Annotated in this window: 16 protein-coding genes; 8 read left to right on the top strand and 8 right to left on the bottom strand. The window is 70.7% G+C overall.

The window, feature by feature from the left end; genetic code table 11:
* Both BM109_RS34320 and BM109_RS34315 read left to right on the top strand, forming a co-directional pair.
* Positions 1 to 1,392 (top strand): TonB-dependent receptor (locus BM109_RS34320; protein WP_093353276.1); only part of this gene is annotated, 1,392 nt, incomplete at its 5' end.
* A gap of 76 nt (positions 1,393 to 1,468) precedes the next feature.
* A complete protein-coding gene (locus tag BM109_RS34315; protein WP_093353214.1) occupies positions 1,469 to 4,270 on the top strand; it encodes a hybrid sensor histidine kinase/response regulator in 2,802 nt (933 codons plus the stop codon).
* A 12-nt stretch (positions 4,271 to 4,282) separates the two neighbouring features.
* On the opposite strand, the gene BM109_RS34310 is transcribed toward BM109_RS34315, so the two are convergent.
* Together BM109_RS34310 and BM109_RS34305 are read right to left on the bottom strand one after the other, a co-directional pair.
* Complete coding sequence (locus BM109_RS34310) at positions 4,283 to 4,714, bottom strand: energy transducer TonB (protein WP_177239541.1); 432 nt, start codon at positions 4,712 to 4,714, stop codon at positions 4,283 to 4,285.
* Positions 4,715 to 4,740: 26 nt separating this feature from the next.
* Complete coding sequence (locus BM109_RS34305; RefSeq protein ID WP_093353209.1) at positions 4,741 to 5,544, bottom strand: IclR family transcriptional regulator domain-containing protein; 804 nt, start codon at positions 5,542 to 5,544, stop codon at positions 4,741 to 4,743.
* An 81-nt stretch (positions 5,545 to 5,625) separates the two neighbouring features.
* Here BM109_RS34305 and BM109_RS34300 point away from each other — a divergent pair, with 81 nt between their 5' ends.
* Genes BM109_RS34300 through BM109_RS34280 form a run of 5 tightly spaced genes read left to right on the top strand, consistent with a single transcriptional unit; the run spans position 5,626 to position 10,364 of the window.
* On the top strand, positions 5,626 to 6,612 hold the full coding sequence (locus BM109_RS34300) for a Bug family tripartite tricarboxylate transporter substrate binding protein (RefSeq protein ID WP_256222959.1): 987 nt from the start codon (positions 5,626 to 5,628) through the stop codon (positions 6,610 to 6,612).
* 7 nt (positions 6,613 to 6,619) lie between these two features.
* Positions 6,620 to 7,873, top strand: a complete 1,254-nt coding sequence (locus BM109_RS34295) for an aromatic ring-hydroxylating dioxygenase subunit alpha (RefSeq protein WP_093353206.1) — start codon at positions 6,620 to 6,622, stop codon at positions 7,871 to 7,873.
* Positions 7,874 to 7,897: 24 nt separating this feature from the next.
* Entirely contained in the window at positions 7,898 to 8,362 is a 465-nt protein-coding gene (locus BM109_RS34290) for an aromatic-ring-hydroxylating dioxygenase subunit beta (RefSeq protein ID WP_093353204.1), read from the top strand.
* A complete protein-coding gene (locus BM109_RS34285) occupies positions 8,359 to 9,336 on the top strand; it encodes a PdxA family dehydrogenase (protein WP_256222958.1) in 978 nt (325 codons plus the stop codon). Before BM109_RS34290 ends, BM109_RS34285 begins: the two co-directional genes overlap by 4 nt.
* Positions 9,333 to 10,364 carry a 2Fe-2S iron-sulfur cluster-binding protein gene (locus BM109_RS34280; protein WP_093353201.1) on the top strand — a complete coding sequence of 344 codons (1,032 nt, stop codon included), beginning with the start codon at positions 9,333 to 9,335 and terminating at the stop codon, positions 10,362 to 10,364. Before BM109_RS34285 ends, BM109_RS34280 begins: the two co-directional genes overlap by 4 nt.
* 10 nt (positions 10,365 to 10,374) lie before the next feature.
* Here the strand turns inward: BM109_RS34280 and BM109_RS34275 are convergent, their stop codons facing one another.
* Genes BM109_RS34275 through BM109_RS34250 form a run of 6 tightly spaced genes read right to left on the bottom strand, consistent with a single transcriptional unit; the run spans position 10,375 to position 15,966 of the window.
* Positions 10,375 to 12,357 carry a hybrid sensor histidine kinase/response regulator gene (locus BM109_RS34275; RefSeq protein ID WP_093353199.1) on the bottom strand — a complete coding sequence of 661 codons (1,983 nt, stop codon included), beginning with the start codon at positions 12,355 to 12,357 and terminating at the stop codon, positions 10,375 to 10,377.
* On the bottom strand, positions 12,354 to 13,316 hold the full coding sequence (locus BM109_RS34270) for a sensor histidine kinase (protein WP_093353196.1): 963 nt from the start codon (positions 13,314 to 13,316) through the stop codon (positions 12,354 to 12,356). The genes BM109_RS34275 and BM109_RS34270 overlap by 4 nt, the downstream gene beginning before the upstream one ends.
* Positions 13,313 to 14,350, bottom strand: a complete 1,038-nt coding sequence (locus tag BM109_RS34265; RefSeq protein ID WP_093353194.1) for an ATP-binding SpoIIE family protein phosphatase — start codon at positions 14,348 to 14,350, stop codon at positions 13,313 to 13,315. The genes BM109_RS34270 and BM109_RS34265 overlap by 4 nt, the downstream gene beginning before the upstream one ends.
* Positions 14,341 to 14,745 (bottom strand): anti-sigma regulatory factor, encoded by a 405-nt coding sequence (locus BM109_RS34260; RefSeq protein WP_093353192.1) that lies wholly within the window; start codon positions 14,743 to 14,745, stop codon positions 14,341 to 14,343. The genes BM109_RS34265 and BM109_RS34260 overlap by 10 nt, the downstream gene beginning before the upstream one ends.
* Positions 14,735 to 15,109 carry an STAS domain-containing protein gene (locus BM109_RS34255; RefSeq protein ID WP_093353189.1) on the bottom strand — a complete coding sequence of 125 codons (375 nt, stop codon included), beginning with the start codon at positions 15,107 to 15,109 and terminating at the stop codon, positions 14,735 to 14,737. Before BM109_RS34255 ends, BM109_RS34260 begins: the two co-directional genes overlap by 11 nt.
* Positions 15,110 to 15,120: 11 nt before the next feature.
* Complete coding sequence (locus tag BM109_RS34250) at positions 15,121 to 15,966, bottom strand: STAS domain-containing protein (protein WP_093353186.1); 846 nt, start codon at positions 15,964 to 15,966, stop codon at positions 15,121 to 15,123.
* A 377-nt stretch (positions 15,967 to 16,343) separates the two neighbouring features.
* Between BM109_RS34250 and BM109_RS34245 the strand changes: the two genes are divergently transcribed.
* Positions 16,344 to 16,565, top strand: coding sequence for a hypothetical protein (locus BM109_RS34245; RefSeq protein WP_143129320.1), 222 nt, complete (start codon positions 16,344 to 16,346; stop codon positions 16,563 to 16,565).
* Positions 16,566 to 16,594: the final 29 nt, after the last annotated feature.

The raw sequence follows: 16,594 nt of genomic DNA, 5'->3' as shown, positions 1-16,594 counted from the left end.
CTCAGCATCACGGCCATGGCCTACCAGAGCCGCTGGAACTCCACCGACCAGATCCCCGAACGGCTGGTCGACAGTGGCGAGCTCTCGCGCTTCGGCTCGCTCAACACCACCGACGGCGGCAAGACGCGCCGCATCAGCCTGTCGGGCAAATGGTTCGACAACAGCCCCGAGGGGCAGACGCAACTGAGCGGCTATGTCATCGACTACCGCTTCGATCTGTTCTCCGACTTCACCTACTTCCTCAACAACCCCGAGCAGGGCGACCAGTTCGAGCAGACCGATCGCCGGCGGGTCTTCGGGCTGCAGGGCACGCACAGCCGTCCCAATCAGATCGGGGGACTCGATGGCGTCCTGAGCTTCGGGGGCAGCTGGCGCGGTGACCGCATCGGCGAGGTGGGCCTGTACAACACGGTGGCGCGCGAGCGGATCTCGACCGTGCGCAACGACAAGGTGCAGCAGGACCTGTTCTCCGTTCACGCCCAGCAGCTCGTGAACTTCAGCGAGCGCTGGCGCGGCTACGTGGGCCTGCGCGGCGACCTGCTGCGCTACGACGTGCAAGGGCGCGAGCCGCTCTATGGCCCCGTCAACAGCGGACGCGGCCACGACTCACTCGTGAGCCCGAAGGCCGGCCTGGCCTTCACCGTGACACCCGCCCATGAGCTCTACCTCAACGTGGGCACGGGCTTCCACAGCAACGACGTGCGCGGCGCGACGATCAACGTCGATCCGACGAATGGCCTGCCCGCCGAGCGCGTGCCCGCGCTCGTGAAGGGGCGCGGTGCCGAGATCGGCTGGCGCTTCCAGCCCAGCGAGGACTTCAGCCTCACCACGGCGCTGTGGCAGTTGCGGCTCGACTCGGAGCTGGTCTATGTCGGCGACGCCGGCACCACCGAGCCCGGCCGCGCCAGCAGCCGTCGCGGCATCGAGGCCACGCTGCGCTGGAAGCTCGGTTCGCGCTGGCGCTTCGAGGCCGATGCGGCGATCTCGCGCGCGCGCTTCCGGGGCCTGGCGCCCGAGGGAGAAGGCAACTACATCGACAACGCGGTGGAGCGCGTGTTCGCGGCCGGCGTGATCTACACCGAAGGCCCGCTGACGGCCTCGCTTCGCCTGCGCTACATGGGCCCGCGCGCGCTCGACACCTTGAACACGGTGCGCTCGCGCGCGACCACGCTGCTGAACTTCGGCGCGCGCTATGCAGTGAACAAGCAGCTCACCTTGGGCCTGGACGTGTTCAACCTCGCGGGCCGCAAGGGCAACGACATCGAGTACTTCTATGCCTCGTGCAGCGCGGGCGAGGTGGCGCGCGGTGCCTGCGGCGACGGCATCGACGGGCGCCACATCCATCCGATGGAGCCGCGCAGCGCGCGGGTCAGCGCACGCTGGACCTTCTAGCTACCGAAAACCCGGGATGGCCGCCCCCGCCGGCTGAGCAACAATCACCGCTTCCGCGGTTGATCACCTCAGGCGAATGCGCGCTCCCTCCCTCTCGGTCCGGCTCCTGCTGGTCGCCTCGGCGGCCCTGCTGCCGCTCGCCGTCGTCTGCGGCTTCGCGCTCAACGGCCTGCTGCAGGCCCAGCGCGCGCAGACCCAGACCTCCACCATGGGCGTGGCGCGCGCGCTCGCCACCTCGGTCGACAGCGAGCTGCGACTCACGATCTCGGCGCTGCAGGCGCTGGCGCTGGCCGAGCCGCTGGGCGCCAACGAGGACAGCGGCCTGATCGACGCGCTGGTGCTCGCCAAGTCGCTGCGCGCCACGCATCCCGAATGGCGCGGCGTGCTGCTGATCGCGCCCTCGGGCAAGGTGGTCTTCAGCAGCGAGGGCTCGGTGGCCGGACCCGACGGCGAGGTGGTCGAAGCCGCCAGCCTGGCCGAGGTGATCCGCACGCGCCAGCCCGGCATCGGCGTGCTGACGCCGGGACCGCGCGGCAACCTGGCCTTCGCGGTGCGGGTGCCGGTGATACGCGACGACACGGTGCGCTACGTGCTCACCGCCATCGTGCGGCCCGAGGCGATCGGCGCCGTGCTGGCGCGCCAGCGCGTGCCCGAAGGCTGGACGGTCTCGGTCTTCGATGCGGCGCTGACGCGCGTGGCGCGCTCGCGCGAGGACGAGCGCTTTCGCGGCCGCGCGCCCAGCGACAGCCTGCGCGCGCTGCTGCAGACGATGAAGGACCGGCGCGAATACGTGGGCACCACGCGCAACGTCGACGGCACCGAGGTGCAGACGGCCGTGGCGCGCATCGACGTCACGCCCTGGATCGTCGCGCTCGGCGCGCCCACCGCGGTGGCCGACGACGCGCTGCGCCGCACCCTGGTCGCCTATGGCGGTGGCTTGCTGGTGTCGCTGCTGCTCGGCGCGCTCGTGGCCTGGTGGATGTCGCGCTCGATCACGCGGCCGATGGCGCGCCTGCGCCGCAGCGCCGACGCGCTCGGGCACGGCCTGCCGGTCTCGCCCCATGCCTCGGGCATCGCCGAGATCGACGCCGTGGCGCATGCGCTGGCCGATGCCGCCACCCAGCGCACCGAGCACGAGGCCGAGCGCGACAGCCTGCTGAACGCCGAGCGCGAGGCGCGCACCGTGGCGCAGGCGGCGCAGACCCAGCTCGAGCGGCTGGTGAGCGCGAGCGCGGTGCTGTCGCGCTCGCTGGAGGAGGAGTCGACCCTGCAGGCCATCGCCGGCATCATCGTGCCGCACGTGGCCGACCTCTGCCGCATCGACCTGCTCGACGAGCACGACGTGCTCGAGCGCAAGCTCACCCACCATGCCGACCCCGCGCGCAGCGCCGAGATCGCGAAGTTCGTGGACAACAGCGCGGCCCCGACCACGGGCCCGGGCTCGTTCCCCTGGGCCATCGCCAGCGGCCAGACCTTCATCGGCAACCTCGACCGTCCCGGCGATTTCGAGCTGCTCGACCCGCAACTGCGCGGCTTCGTGCAGATGCTGGGCATCACGGCCGGCTGCGTGGTGCCGCTGGTGGCGCGCGGCCGCACCATCGGCGCGATGGCGATCCTGCAGGACCGCTCGAAGCGGCGCTTCTCGCCGGCCGACGGCGCCCTGATCGGCGAGCTCGCGCAGCGCGCCGCGCTGGCCCTGGACAACGTGCGCCTGCTCGCGCGCGCCCGCAAGGCGCAGACCCAGGCCGAGGTGGCGAGCCAGGCCAAGGACGAGTTCCTCGCCATGCTGGGCCACGAGCTGCGCAACCCGCTGGCGCCGATCTCGCTCGCGCTCACGCTGATCGAGCGCAAGGACGAGAAGGCCTTTCCGCGCGAGCGCCAGATCATCGAGCGGCAGGTGCGCCACCTGTCGCGACTCGTCGACGACCTGCTCGACATCTCGCGCATCGTGTCGGGAAAGATCGTGCTGCGGCCCGAACCGGTCGACCTGCGCGACGTGGCCGCCAAGGCGATCGAGCTCACGCAGCCCGCGCTGCAGCCGCGCGCGCGCATGCCGCGGCTGAGCCTGCCCGACCAGCCGGTGCCGGTGCTCGGCGATCCGCTGCGGCTGGTGCAGATCGTCTGCAACCTGCTCAACAACGCCGCCAAGTTCACCCAGCCCACCGACGGCATCGCGCTGGACCTGCGCATGGTCGGCGGCCAGGCCGAGCTGTCGGTCGCCGACGAGGGCATCGGCATCGCGCCCGAGCTGCTGCCACACGTGTTCGAGCGCTTCGTGCAGGGCGCGCAGCAGCTGCAGCGCGCCGCCGGCGGCCTGGGCCTGGGCCTGGCCATCGCGCAGAGCCTCGCGAAACTGCATGGTGGGTTGATCGAGGCGCAGAGCGCCGGCGCGGGACAGGGCAGCCGCTTCATCGTGCGCCTGCCGCTGGCCGGTGCCGCGGCCACCGAACCCGAAGCGCCCGCCGATGCGGCCGCCATCGGCGCGCCCACGCTGCGCCTGCTGCTGGTCGACGACAACCTCGATGCGCTCGATGTGCTGGCCGAGTGGTTCGCGCTCGAAGGGCACGAGGTGCGCAAGGCCGGCAGCGCCGAGGAGGCGCTGCAGCTGCTCGAGGCCGGGCCCGTGGACGCGGGCATCTTCGACATCGGCCTGCCCGGCATGAGCGGACATGAACTCGCGCGGCGCGTGCGCGAGCGAGAGCGCGAATCGGGCACGCGCCGGATGGCGCTGATCGCGCTGACCGGCTATGGCCAGGAATCGGACCGGCGCCAGGCGCTCGAGGCCGGTTTCGACGCCCACTTCTCGAAGCCGGCCGACCTCGGCAAGCTGCGCGAGGCGCTGCGCCAGCTCACGGACGATGCGCCGGCCACCGCCTGAGCGGCGGCACTTTCAGTCGAGCCTTTGCTGCTGCGGCAGCGAGGTGATGAAGAAGCGGATCGGCACCTCGCGCCAGACCACGGTGCCGTCGTCGGGCGTGGGCTTGAACTGCCACTTCCACACCGTCTCGACCGCCGAGCGGTCCAGGCGCGGATAGCCGCTCGATTTCTGCACCTCGATCGCGGCCGGCTTGCCCGCCGGCGTGGTGCGCACGCGCAGCATCACCATGCCCTGCTCGCCATTCGTGCGCGACTCGGCGGGATACGGCGCATTGGGATTGGGCGGGTTGGGTTTCCATTCGCCGGGGTCCGCGGGCGGGTTCGCGGCGCAGGCGGCCAGCAGGGCAAGGGTCGCGCCCGCGAGAAGGGTGCGAGCGAAAGAGGAACACAGGTTCATGAGGCTGTTGTCGTGGTTGTGGTCGCTGGCGACGGGGGCATTCTGCATCGCCGCCTGCCGGTGGCGGCTTCGCATCATCCCGGATACAGGCGCGCGCTCAGGCTTGCACTCGCCTTCTGCAGCGCCGGCAGGAAAGCCTCGCGGAATTCGACCAGCGTCATGCGCTCGGTGCGCACAGCAATGCTCATCGCCGCCACCACCTGCTGCGCGCGATCGCGCACCGGCACGGCCATGGAGCGCACGCCGAGTTCGAGTTCGCCGTCGTTGCTGGCGTAGCCCTCGCGCCGGCAGCGCGCGACGATGGCCAGCACCTCGGCCGCGTCGGTGACGGTGCGCGGCGAGAGCCGCGGGCGCGGCATGGCGCGGATGCGGCGCTCGGCCTCCTCGGGCGGCAGGCTCGCGAGCAGCACGCGGCCCAGCGCCGCGCAATAGGCCGGCAGGCGCGAGCCGATGCCCAGGCCGGTGCTGAGGCTGCGCCGCGCGGTGGAGCGCGCGATGATGATCGCGTCGTCGTCCTGCAGCAGCGCGAGCGAGGCCGACTCGCGCGTGCGTTCCGACAGCGCGTCGAGCAGCGGCTGCGCCACCGAAGGCTCGGGCCGCGACGCCAGATAGGCATGCGCCACCAGCAGCGCCTTCGGCAGCAGCCAGAAGCGCTTGCCGTCGCTGTCGAGGTAGCCGAGCGTGCGCAGGGTCAGCAGCGAGCGCCGCGCCGAGGCCGGCGTGCTCCGCGTGAGCCGCGCGACCTCCGACACGTTGAGCCGGCTGTGCTGGCGGCCGAAGCATGTCAGCACGGCCAGCCCCTTCTCGAGCGAGGCGACGAAGTTCTTGTCAGGGACGGCCTCGTCCTCGCCCGGGGCGGTGGTTTCGTTTTTGCGCATAGCGCAAATCTAGCTTGTTCGCGCACCGGCTCGCAAGGACACTGAAAACCCCTCGATGCACGAACAAGACGGAGACACACGATGTTCCACAGACTCGCCGCGCGCACGCTCGGCCTGGCGGCCCTGGCCGCGCTGATGCTGCCCACGCTGCTGCCCGCCGCGCAGGCGCAGACCGCCAACGAGAAGGTCGCGCGCATGATCGTGCCCTTCCCCGCCGGCGGCACCGCCGATATCCTGCCGCGCGTGGTGGCCGACAAGCTGCGCGACCAGTTCCCCGGCGGCCTGGTGATCGAGAACCGCACGGGCGCCGGCGGCAACATCGGCGCCGACGTGGTCTACCGCGCCGAGCCCGACGGCAAGACCCTGCTGGCCTCGCCGCCCGCGCCGATCGCGATCAACCAGCACCTCTACAAGAAGCTGGGCTTCGATCCCACGCGCTGGGTGCCGGTGACGGTGCTCGCGACGGTGCCCAATGTGCTGGTGGTGAACCCGAAGCTGCCGGTGCACAACGTGGCCGAGTTCATCGCCTACCTCAAGGCCAACCCCGGCAAGGTGAGCTTCGCCTCGCAGGGCAACGGCACCACCTCGCACCTCACGGCCAGCCTGTTCATGCAGCTCACCGGCACCGAGATGACGCACGTGCCGTACAAGGGCACGGCGCCCGCGCTGGTGGACCTGATCGGCGGCCAGGTCGATGTGTTCTTCGACAACATCTCCTCCTCGCTGCAGTTCGCGCGCACCGGCAAGGTCCGCATCCTCGCGGTGGCCGACGAGCACCGCAGCCCTGCCCTTCCCGAGGCGCCGACCTTCGCCGAGCAGAAGCTGCCCGCGATGAATGCCGTGACCTGGTTCGCGGTGGTCGCGCCGCCGGGCACGCCCGCACCGATCGTGGCCTCGACGCAGAAGGCCATCGCCACCGCGCTCGCGCTGCCCGACGTGAAGCAGAAGTTCGCCGAGCAGGGTGCCGAGCCGCGCGGCTGGGACAGCGCCCGCACCGGCCAGTTCATCCAGGCCGAGTCCGCCAAGTGGCACAAGGTCATCCAGAGCGCCAACGTCACCCTCGAGTAAGCCCGCCATGTCCATCGCTTCATCCACCGCGCCCGCGCAACCGATCCACTGGTCCGGGCCCGGCCTCACGCGCATCCCCTTCGGCGTCTACAGCGACGCGCAAGTCGCCACCGACGAGCAGGCGCGCATCTTCCGTGGCGAGACCTGGAACTACCTGTGCCTCGAGGCCGAGCTGCCCGAGGGCGGCAGCTACCGCACCACCTTCGCGGGCGAGACGCCGGTGGTGGTGGTGCGCGACGACGACGACGAGATCTATGCCTTCGAGAACCGCTGCGCGCACCGCGGCGCGCTGATCGCGCTCGAGAAGTCGGGCCGCAGCGAGAACTTCCAGTGCGTCTACCACGCCTGGAGCTACAACCGCCAGGGCGACCTGAAGGGCGTGGCCTTCGAGAAGGGCGTGAAGGGCCAGGGTGGCATGCCCGCGAGCTTCTGCAAGGAGGCGCACGGGCCGCGCAAGCTGCGCATCGCGCGCTTCTGCGGGCTGGTGTTCGGCAGCTTCTCCGAAGACGTGCCCTCGATCGAGGAGTACCTCGGCGACGAGATCTGCGCGCGCATCGAGCGCGTGCTGCACAAGCCGGTGGAGGTGATCGGCCGCTTCACGCAGGCGTTGCCCAACAACTGGAAACTCTACGTCGAGAACGTGAAGGACAGCTACCACGCGAGCCTGCTGCACCTGTTCTTCACCACCTTCGAACTCAACCGCCTGTCGCAGAAGGGCGGCGTGATCGTCGACGAGAGCGGTGGCCACCACGTGAGCTACTCGATGATCGACGCGGCCGCGGAAAAGGATGCCTCGTACAAGGAACAGGCGCTGCGCTCCGACAACGACCGCTACCGCCTGAAGGACCCGAGCGTGCTCGCGGGCTTCAAGGAGTACGACGACGGCGTGACCTTGCAGATCCTCTCGGTGTTCCCGGGCTTCGTGCTGCAGCAGATCCAGAACTGCCTCGCGGTGCGCCAGGTGCTGCCCAAGGGCAGCGCGCGCACCGAGCTCAACTGGACCTACATCGGCTATGTCGACGACACGCCCGCGCAGCGCCGCGTGCGGCTCAAGCAGTCGAACCTGGTCGGGCCCGCGGGCTTCATCTCGATGGAGGACGGCGCGGTCGGCGGCTTCGTGCAGCGCGGCATCGCGGGCGCGGCCGACCACGAGGCCATCGTCGAGATGGGCGGCGACGGTGCCGTCTCGAGCGAGGGCCGCGCGACCGAGGCCTCGGTGCGCGGCTTCTGGAAGGCCTATCGGCAGCACATGGGCGCTTGAGCACCCGACGAGGAAAGAACACCCATGATCGACCTGCTGGCGCTGTGCGCCTTCAACGCGGCCTATGCCGATGCCATCGACAGCGATGCGCTCGAGCGCTGGCCCGACTTCTTCGCCGACGACTGCCATTACCGCATCACCCACGTCGAGAACGAGCGCGAGGGACTGCCCGCGGGCATCGTCTACGCCGACTCGCGCGCGATGCTCGAGGACCGCATCGCCGCGCTGCGCGAGGCCAACATCTACGAGCGCCAGCGCTACCGCCACCTGCTGGGCATGCCGCTGCTGCTCGAGGCCGAAGCCGATACGGCACGCGCGCGCACGCCCTTCATGGTGGCGCGCATCATGGCCACGGGACAGACCGAGATGTTCGCCACCGGCAGCTACGAGGACCGCTTCGTGCGCCGCGAAGGCCGCCTGCTGCTGCAGTCGCGCGTGGCCGTGTGCGACAGCACGGTGACCGATACCCTGCTCGCGCTGCCGCTGTGACCACGGCATCCGTCATTCACGCGCCGCGCCATCTCGCGCTGGCCGCGGGCGACCCCAACGGCATCGGACCCGAGATCGCGCTGAAGGCATTGGCCGCGCTGCCGGTCGAGACGCGCGCACGCATCGTTCTGTATGGCCCGCCGAGCGTGTTCGAGCGCACGGCGGCGCAGCTCGGCCTCGATGCGCTGCTGCGCGACGCCAGGCTGGTCGCGACCGACGACTTCGAGGCCCGCCCCGGACACATCGACGCCGCAGCAGGCGCCTCCGCAGTCGCCTCGGCCACGGCCGCGCTGCAGGCCTGCCGGCGCGGCGAGGTCGATGCCGTGGTCGCCTGCCCGCACCACGAGACCGCGATCCACCGCGCCGGCATCGCCTTCAGCGGCTATCCCTCGCTGGTGGCGCGCGTCTGCGGCATGGCCGAGGACCGCGTGTTCCTGATGCTCGTGGGCGGCGGGCTGCGCATCGTGCATGCGACGCTGCACGAGAGCGTGCGCAGCGCGCTCGAGCGCATGACGCCCGCGCTGGTGGCCGAGGCGATCCGTGCCGGCGCGCGGGCCTGCGCGACGCTCGGCGTGGCTCGGCCTTCGATCGGCGTGTTCGGCATCAACCCGCACGCGTCCGAGGGCGGGCTGTTCGGGCCCGAGGATGCGGCGATCGTCGCCCCGGCGGTCGAGGCCGCGCGTGCCGAGGGCCTGCGCGTGGACGGCCCCGCGGGCGCCGACCTGCTGCTCGCCGATCGCGCGCACGACCTCTACGTCGCGATGTTCCACGATCAGGGTCACATCCCCGTCAAGCTGCTGGCGCCGCGCGCCGCGAGCGCCCTGAGCATCGGCGCCGACGCGCTGCTGTCGAGCGTGGGCCATGGCAGCGCGATGGACATCGCGGGCCGCGGCATCGCGAGCCCCGAGGCCGTGCTGCGCACCATCGCGCTGTTGTCGGGTCTGCCGACCGTGTCCGGCGAGGTAATGCCATGAGCCACCGCATCGCCATCGCCGACAGCGAACTGGCCTTCGACGGCAACGAGGGCGAGACCGTGCTCGACGCCGCATTGCGCGCCGGCATCGAGCTGCCCCACTCCTGCCGCAAGGGCGTGTGCGGCAACTGCGCGGGCACGGTCGCGCACGGCGAGGTCGCGTCCGCGGGCCGCGGCGCGATGGTCAACGAGACCTGCGGGCCGGGCCAGGTGCTGTTCTGCATGTGCACGGCCGCGAGTCCCGCGCTCGAGATCCGGCCCGTGTCGTGGCGGCGCGTCGATCCCGCGGCGCGCAAGCGCTTCGCGGCCAAGGTGTTCCGCCACCAGCTCGCGGCGCCCGACGTCTCGCTGCTGCAGCTTCGGCTGCCCGCGGGCCAGCGCGCGCGCTTCCAGGCCGGCCAGTACCTGCAGCTGAAACTCGACGACGGCAGCACGCGCTGCTACTCGATGGCCAATCCGCCGCACGAGAGCGACACGCTGACGCTGCATGTGCGCCACGTGCCGGGCGGCGCCTTCAGCGCGCGCGTGCCGCAGCTCACGAGCGGCGATGTGCTCGAGGTGGAGCTGCCGTTCGGCGCGTTCTCGCTGGCCGGTGGCAGCGAGGACACCGGCCCGCTGGTCTTCGTGGTCGGCGGCACCGGCTTCGCGCCAGTCAAGTCCATCCTCGACGACCTGATGAAGCGCCGCGTCGACCGGCCGATCACGCTGCTCTGGGGCGCGCGCCGGGCGCAGGACATCTATCTGCCCGCCGCGATCGCGCGCTGGCAGCGGCAGTGGCCTTCATTGCGTTTCATCGCGGCGTTGAGTGACGAAGACGCCACGGCGGATGACAGCCTGGGCGCCGAGCAGGTCCGCGGCCGGGCCGACGAGGCCCTGGTGCAGGCCTGCCCCGACCTGCGCGGGCACGCGTTGTACTGCTGCGGTTCGCCCGCGATGGTGACGGCGGTGCGCGAGGCCGCGCTCGCGCGCTGCGGCCTCGATGCCGCCGACTTCCATTCCGATGTGTTCGTGGAGGGCCCGGCGGCCTAGGAGGCCGCGCTCAGCCGTGGCGCTGGTTGATCAGCGTGATCAGCGCATGCGGCTGCAGCGGCTTGCCCAGGTGCACGTCGAAGCCGGCCTCGGTCGCCTTGCCGTGGTCCTGCGGCCGGGTGAAGGCCGTGTGCGCGATCGCGAACACCCGTGGCTTGCCGCGCTCCACCTGGAGCAGCCGCAGTTCGCGGATCAGGTCGTAGCCATCGCGGCCCGGCAGGCCGATGTCGCTCACCAGCACGTCGGGCCACTTCTGGTCGAGCAGCTGCAGTGCCACGTCCACGTCGGGCGCGATGCGCACCAGTGCGCCCGCGTCGGACAGCACCACGGCCAGGATTTCGCTGGCGTCCGCGTTGTCCTCGACCACCAGCACCTCGAGCCCCGCGAGCAGGTGGTCCGACGGCGAATCGGCGGACGACTGCCGCGCATCGAGCAGGATGATCCCGCCGTCGCCGTCAGGCACCACGCCGAGCGACACGCGCAAGGTGGCGCCCTTGCCCTCGCCCTCGCTGTGCGCCGAGACCTGCCCGCCATGCAGCTCGGCGAGGTTCTTGACAATCGACAGCCCGAGGCCGAGCCCGCCGTGGAAGCGGTTGTCGGGCGAGTCGCTCTGCGAGAAGCGGTCGAACAGGTGCGGCACGAAGTCGCTCGCGATGCCGCGGCCGAAATCCTGCACCGACAGCAGGAGCCGGTCGCCGCTGCGCACCAGGTCGACCACGATGCGGCCGCCTTCGTTCGAGAACTTGATGGCGTTCGACAGCAGGTTCCACACGATCTGCTGGAAGCGCGTGCCGTCGAGCCAGGCGGCCTGCTCGGCGCCTTCCTGGTTGAAGTGGATGAGCAGCTTCTTCGCGGCCACGGCCGCGTTCGAGGCCTCGATCGAGGCGCTCACCAGCGCGGCCGGGTCCACCCATTCGCGGTGCAGCCGCAGCTTGCCCGAGCTGATGCGCGAGACGTCGAGGATGTCGGAGATCAGCCGCGCCTGCGCCTTCACGCTGCGGTCGATGGCGTTGAGGCCCTTCTCCATCTGTTCGGGCGCGCGGTTGCCCACCTTCAGCAGATGCACCCAGCCGCCGATGGCGTTGAGCGGGTTGCGCAGCTCGTGCGAGAGCACGGCCACGAAGTCGTCCTTGGTGCGGCTCAGGCGCTCGGCCGAGGCGCGCGCCGCCTGTTCGCGCTCGAGCACCTCGCGCCGGCGCGTCTCGAGCTCGAAGCGCTCGGACACGTCGAGCGCGATGCCCACGCGCAGGCCCGGCTCGATGGCCGTGGACATGGTCCATTCGAGGCGGGTCCAGCGGCCGTCCTGACGCAGCAGCGGGAACTCGCCGGTCCAGGTCGCCAGGGGCTGCAGCGGGTCGTCGTTCTCGACGGTGTGGTCGTGCACGAAGGCGGTCCAGTCGGGCGGCGCGAAGGCGCTGACCGCCTGGCCGATCAGCGTCTCGCGCGGCCGGCCCAGCATGCCGACCATCGCGGGATTGACGTCGGCGAAACGCCCCTGGGCGTCGACCAGCGCGATGCCCAGCGGCGCCTGGTCGTAGATGGCGCGAAAGCGCGCCTCGCTCGCGCGCTGCTTCTCTTCGGCCAGCCGCGCGCGGATCAGCGCCTGCAGCGTGGCGATCAGCACCGGAGGTTCGACCGGGTGCACCAGGTAGGCATCGGCGCCCGCATTGAGCCCGGCCACCTTGTGCTCGTTGCGCACGAAGGTCGCCGACAGGTGCACCACTGGCAGGGTCGAGGTCTCGGGCCGCTGGCGCAGCTGCTGGCAGACCTCGAAGCCGCTGAAGTCGGGCAGGTGCACGTCGAGCACCACGGCCGAGATGTTCTTCGGCGCCAGCCGCACGGCCTCGCCACCGGTGCCGGCCTCCTGGGTATGGAAGCCGGCCGCGCGCACCACACGCGCGGTGGCGTAGCGGGTGGTGGGGTTGTCGTCGACCACCAGCACCGTGTGCTGCGAACGGTCGATGGTGATGTTGATGACGGGGTCGATGTTCATGCCTGCCCCGCGTGTTGTTCGTTACCGGGGCCGCCCTGTCCGTTCCAGCCCCAACCGTCCTCGCCGCCCTGCGCCTCGGTGCCGGGCCGGCGCCGCAGCTGCACCGGCAGAGTGACCGAGAAGGTCGAGCCCTCGCCGAGCGCGCTCTCGAGCTCGACGTGGCCGCCGAGCAGCGTGGCGAGCTGCTTGCTCAGCGACAGCCCGAGGCCGGTGCCGCGCAGCCGCTTCTGCACCGGCGAATCGACCTGCGAGTAGTCGTCGAACACGGCCGCATGGTGCTCGGGCGCGATGCCGATGCCGGTGTCGGCCACCGAGAAGCGCACGCGGTCGTCGCCCACGCGCATCGCGGTCACGCGCACCTCGCCCTCGGGCGTGAACTTGAGCGCGTTCGAGATGAAGTTGCGAAGGATCTGCGACAGCTTGCGGTCGTCGGTATAGAGCTTGGGCAGCCCCTCGGGCTCCTCGAAGATCAGCGCGGTGGCCGGGTTGCCCAGTACCGGGCGGAACATGCCGCGCAGCGCCGAGAACAGGTCGACCATCTCGAACCAGGCCGGCGAGATCTCCACGCGGCCGGCCTCGATCTTGGCCAGGTCGAGCAGGTCGTCGACCATCTCGGCGAGTTCCGAGGCCATGGTCTCGACGAAACCGACCTGCTTTTCCTGCTCGGCCGTGAGCGGGCCGTCCATGCGGTCATTGAGGATGCGCGTGATGCTGCGGATCGCATTGATCGGCGTGCGGAACTCATGGCTCATGTAGGCCAGGAAGCGGCTCTTGAGCTCGGTGGCCTTCTTGAGCTGCTCGGCCTGCGCATCGAGCTCGGCGTAGAGCGCCACCACGCCGCGGTTGGTTTCCTCGAGTTCGGCGCGCAGGTCGTCGCTCTCCTGGCGGCTCTCGGCCAGCTGACGCGTCAGTGCCGAGGCATCGGTGTCGTGCGCGGTTCCGGGTTCGCTGCTGCTCATTGCCATTCCTTTCGCCGCAGAACCACGACCGTCGCATCGTCGCGGTGACGCGTATGGTCGCGCAAAAGCACGGCCGCGACCAGCGTGGGGTCCTTTTGCAGCAATGGCCGGATGCGTTCGGCCTGCCAGCGCATCTCGATGCCGTCGCTGTGCAGCACCACCAGCGCATGCGGCGGCAGCTCCAGCGTGGCGGTCTCGGGCTTGCGGATCTGCATGCCGGCGGTGCCGTGCTGGGTCACGATGGACTTGTCGAAGGTGCCCGAAAGCACGCGCCCGACGACGTTGCCGGCGCCGGACCAGGCGATGCGCCCGCTCTCCGTATCGAGGCTCAGCACGCACACGGCCGCGCCGCGCGTGGTCTGCAGCCGTTGGTGGATCTGCTGCAGCGTGTCGCGCAGGTCGCGCTGCGGCGTCTCGGCGAAAACCTCGGCCGCGGCCTGCCCCGCCTTGGCCGCCTCGGGTCCATGGCCCAGGCCGTCGGCGAGCAGCACCCAGAACGCGTCGTCCTGGTCCGAGACCGTGGCGGCCCAGGCATCACCGCTGACGGATTCGTACGGTGCCGGCAGGCACAGCGCACCGATCTGCAGCCGCTGCGCACCCGGCGTCTCGCCCGCGCCGCGGCCACGCGCCTCGCGCACGCGCGCCACGCAGACCGTGCCCTCGGGCACGGCGGAGTGGATGTCGAACTCGTCGGCCAGCCGCCGCACCGCGCCGAGGCCGGTGCCGGGCGTGTTGCCCGAGGAGTGGCCGTCCTGCATCGACAGCGCGAGGTTCTCGATGCCCGGTCCCTCGTCGATCGAAACGATCTCGAGCTCATGCATCTGCGGCCGCGCGGCGATCAGCAGCCGGCCCTTGTTCGCATGCCGCAGCAGGTTGGTGCCGAGCTCGGTGACCACCAGCGCGACCCGGCCCGCGTCGACCTCGTTCCAGGCCATCTCGGCCACGGCCTGCGCCGCATGCCGCCGCGCCTCGCCGATGCGGCTGGCATCGTCGATCGGAAACGCCTTGTGGATCCAGCCCGCGATCACTTCCACTTGGTGATGCTCACGCGCGTGCCGACGCCGGGCGCCGATTCGATCTCGAAGTCGTTCACCAGCCGCTTGCTGCCGGGCAGCCCCAGGCCCATGCCGGTGCCGCTGGTCCAGCCGTCGGTCAGCGCCAGCGCGATGTCCTCGATGCCGCGGCCCTCGTCCTCGAAGTGCAGCAGCAGGCCGCGCCGGCCGTTGCGCTCGACGAACTCCCAGCGCATGCGCCCACCGCCGCCGTGGATCAGCGCGTTGCGCGACAGCTCGCTGGCGGCCGTGATCATCTTGGTCTGATCGACCAGCGAGAGCTTGAGCTCCTGGCACAGCGCGCGCACCATCTGGCGGCTGGCCACGATGTTCTGCTCGGACAGCAGCGGCAGCGTGCCCGTGGGGTCAGCGGCCAAGAGCGTTCTCCAGGCGCGCGCGGCGCAGCATCTCCATGCCGCGCTCGACGTTGAGCGCCGTCTTCACGCCATCGAGCGACAGCCCGAGTTCCACCAGCGTGATCGCCACCGCCGGCTGCATGCCGACCACCACCGTGGTGGCCGACAGGATGCGGGCGATGCCCGAGATGCTGGTCAGCATGCGGCCGACGAAGGAGTCGACGATCTCGAGCGCGGAGATGTCGATCATCACGCCCGAGGCACCGGTCTTGGCGATCTGGCCGGCCAGGTCGTCCTGCAGCTGCAGCGCGGTCTGGTCCTGCATGTCGACCTGGATGGTCACCAGCAGGATGTCGCCCATGCGCAGGATGGGAATGCGGTCCATGGCGACTCCGCTCAGGCCGCGCGCTCGATGCGCCAGCCCGCCTGCTTCAGCGCCAGCGAGAGCGCATCGGCCAGCGTGGCCTTGGTCTGCACGCCCTGCAGGTCGATGCCCAGGTGCACGATGGTCTGGGCGATCTGCGGCCGGATGCCGCTGATGATGCAGTCGGCGCCCATCAGGCGGATCGCGGTCACGGTCTTGAGCAGATGCTGGGCCACCAGGGTGTCGACCGTGGGCACGCCCGTGATGTCGATGATCGCGATGCCGGAGCCGGTCTCGACGATGCGCTGCAGCAGCGCCTCCATCACCATCTGCGTGCGGCTGCTGTCGAGCACGCCGATCATCGGCACGGCCAGCACGCCTTCCCACAGTTTCACGACCGGGGTCGAGAGCTCGAGCAGCTCTTCCTGCTGGCGGCGGATGATGTCCTCACGCGCCTGCTGGAAGGTGGTGACCGTGTGCTGCGCCAGCTTGTCGACCGCGGCCGACAGCGCCCACAGCGCCGAGGCCATGCCGGCGGAATCCTTCGCCAGCCGGCGCTGCAGCGCGGCGAACAGCGGCTTCTTGAGCGCCAGCACGAACAGGCTGGTGTCGCCGGCCGATTCGCCCTTGGCCGCGCGCGTGCGCGAAAGGTTGGCCAGCGTGTCGCGCAGCGGCGTCCATTCGGCGGCCTCGAAGCGCTCGGCATCGCCGCCCGCGGCCAGCACGCCGTCGAGCTGACGCAGCAGTTCGGCGCCCTCGGCCCTGGCCGCGCGGCGCGCGCCCGGCTCGTTCACCCCGGCTTCGTTCAGCCAGCCCTCGATGACGTCGTTCTCTTCCTCGCGCAGCGTCGCGCGCAGCGCTTCATGGTCGTTCTTCATGGATTCCTCTCGGTATTCGTACGGTTCCCGGTCCCACCACCGATCGCCGCGTGCATCGATCATGCACGCGGTGACTCCCGTCCCTCTTTGAGTATTTGGTTTCGCATTCGGGATCGTATCCCCCGGCCCAGCGCGCGAGAGACGCGGCGTCGGTCAAGCGATGCCGCGTCTTGGCGTAGGCCGTGTCCCACGCTCGGGATCGGTGGACCGGAACTTCGACTGGGCCCGGATTCGCGGCGGCGCGCAATGTCTTTTGACATAGCGGCGGATTTCTTGTTGCCTGGATGTGGGATGTAGGCCGCGCTGCGTATCCATTCGTACGCCGACGTACTGCTTGCGCCTACATGCGCGGCGCGCCGGCGCGGGACAATCGCGCCATGGTGGAGATCAGCAACATGGACATGGATGCACTGGCCGCAGAGGCCGCGGAATGGCGCCGTCGCGCCCTGCGCGGCGACGCGCGGGCACGCGGCATGGCGCATGAGCTGGAGCGCACGCTGCGCCGGCGCCTGCCCTCGATGCCGGTGGCGGGGCTGGAGCTCGACACCCGGCCGCTCGAACTCCGCAAGCCGCCACCGCGCTGGTGGAAGCTCTGGTAGGCAGGGCTTTCGCCCCGCCCTCCATCGGG

This window comes from Variovorax sp. PDC80 (assembly GCF_900115375.1).
Classification (GTDB): Bacteria; Pseudomonadota; Gammaproteobacteria; order Burkholderiales; family Burkholderiaceae_C; genus Variovorax.
Note: the sequence above shows the minus strand (reverse complement) of the source record. Positions and strands in the feature narration are given on the sequence as shown.

What these genes read in the sequence shown, in the direction of transcription:
- BM109_RS34300 (WP_256222959.1), top strand. Translation starts at nt 5,626, where the DNA reads ATGTTCCACAGACTCGCCGCGCGCACGCTCGGCCTGGCGGCCCTGGCC.
- BM109_RS34275 (WP_093353199.1), bottom strand. Translation starts at nt 12,357, where the DNA reads ATGAACATCGACCCCGTCATCAACATCACCATCGACCGTTCGCAGCAC.
- BM109_RS34245 (WP_143129320.1), top strand. Translation starts at nt 16,344, where the DNA reads ATGGTGGAGATCAGCAACATGGACATGGATGCACTGGCCGCAGAGGCC.
- BM109_RS34270 (WP_093353196.1), bottom strand. Translation starts at nt 13,316, where the DNA reads ATGAGCAGCAGCGAACCCGGAACCGCGCACGACACCGATGCCTCGGCA.
- BM109_RS34305 (WP_093353209.1), bottom strand. Translation starts at nt 5,544, where the DNA reads ATGCGCAAAAACGAAACCACCGCCCCGGGCGAGGACGAGGCCGTCCCT.
- BM109_RS34255 (WP_093353189.1), bottom strand. Translation starts at nt 15,109, where the DNA reads ATGGACCGCATTCCCATCCTGCGCATGGGCGACATCCTGCTGGTGACC.
- BM109_RS34280 (WP_093353201.1), top strand. Translation starts at nt 9,333, where the DNA reads ATGAGCCACCGCATCGCCATCGCCGACAGCGAACTGGCCTTCGACGGC.
- BM109_RS34290 (WP_093353204.1), top strand. Translation starts at nt 7,898, where the DNA reads ATGATCGACCTGCTGGCGCTGTGCGCCTTCAACGCGGCCTATGCCGAT.
- BM109_RS34315 (WP_093353214.1), top strand. Translation starts at nt 1,469, where the DNA reads ATGCGCGCTCCCTCCCTCTCGGTCCGGCTCCTGCTGGTCGCCTCGGCG.
- BM109_RS34310 (WP_177239541.1), bottom strand. Translation starts at nt 4,714, where the DNA reads ATGCAGAATGCCCCCGTCGCCAGCGACCACAACCACGACAACAGCCTC.
- BM109_RS34250 (WP_093353186.1), bottom strand. Translation starts at nt 15,966, where the DNA reads ATGAAGAACGACCATGAAGCGCTGCGCGCGACGCTGCGCGAGGAAGAG.
- BM109_RS34295 (WP_093353206.1), top strand. Translation starts at nt 6,620, where the DNA reads ATGTCCATCGCTTCATCCACCGCGCCCGCGCAACCGATCCACTGGTCC.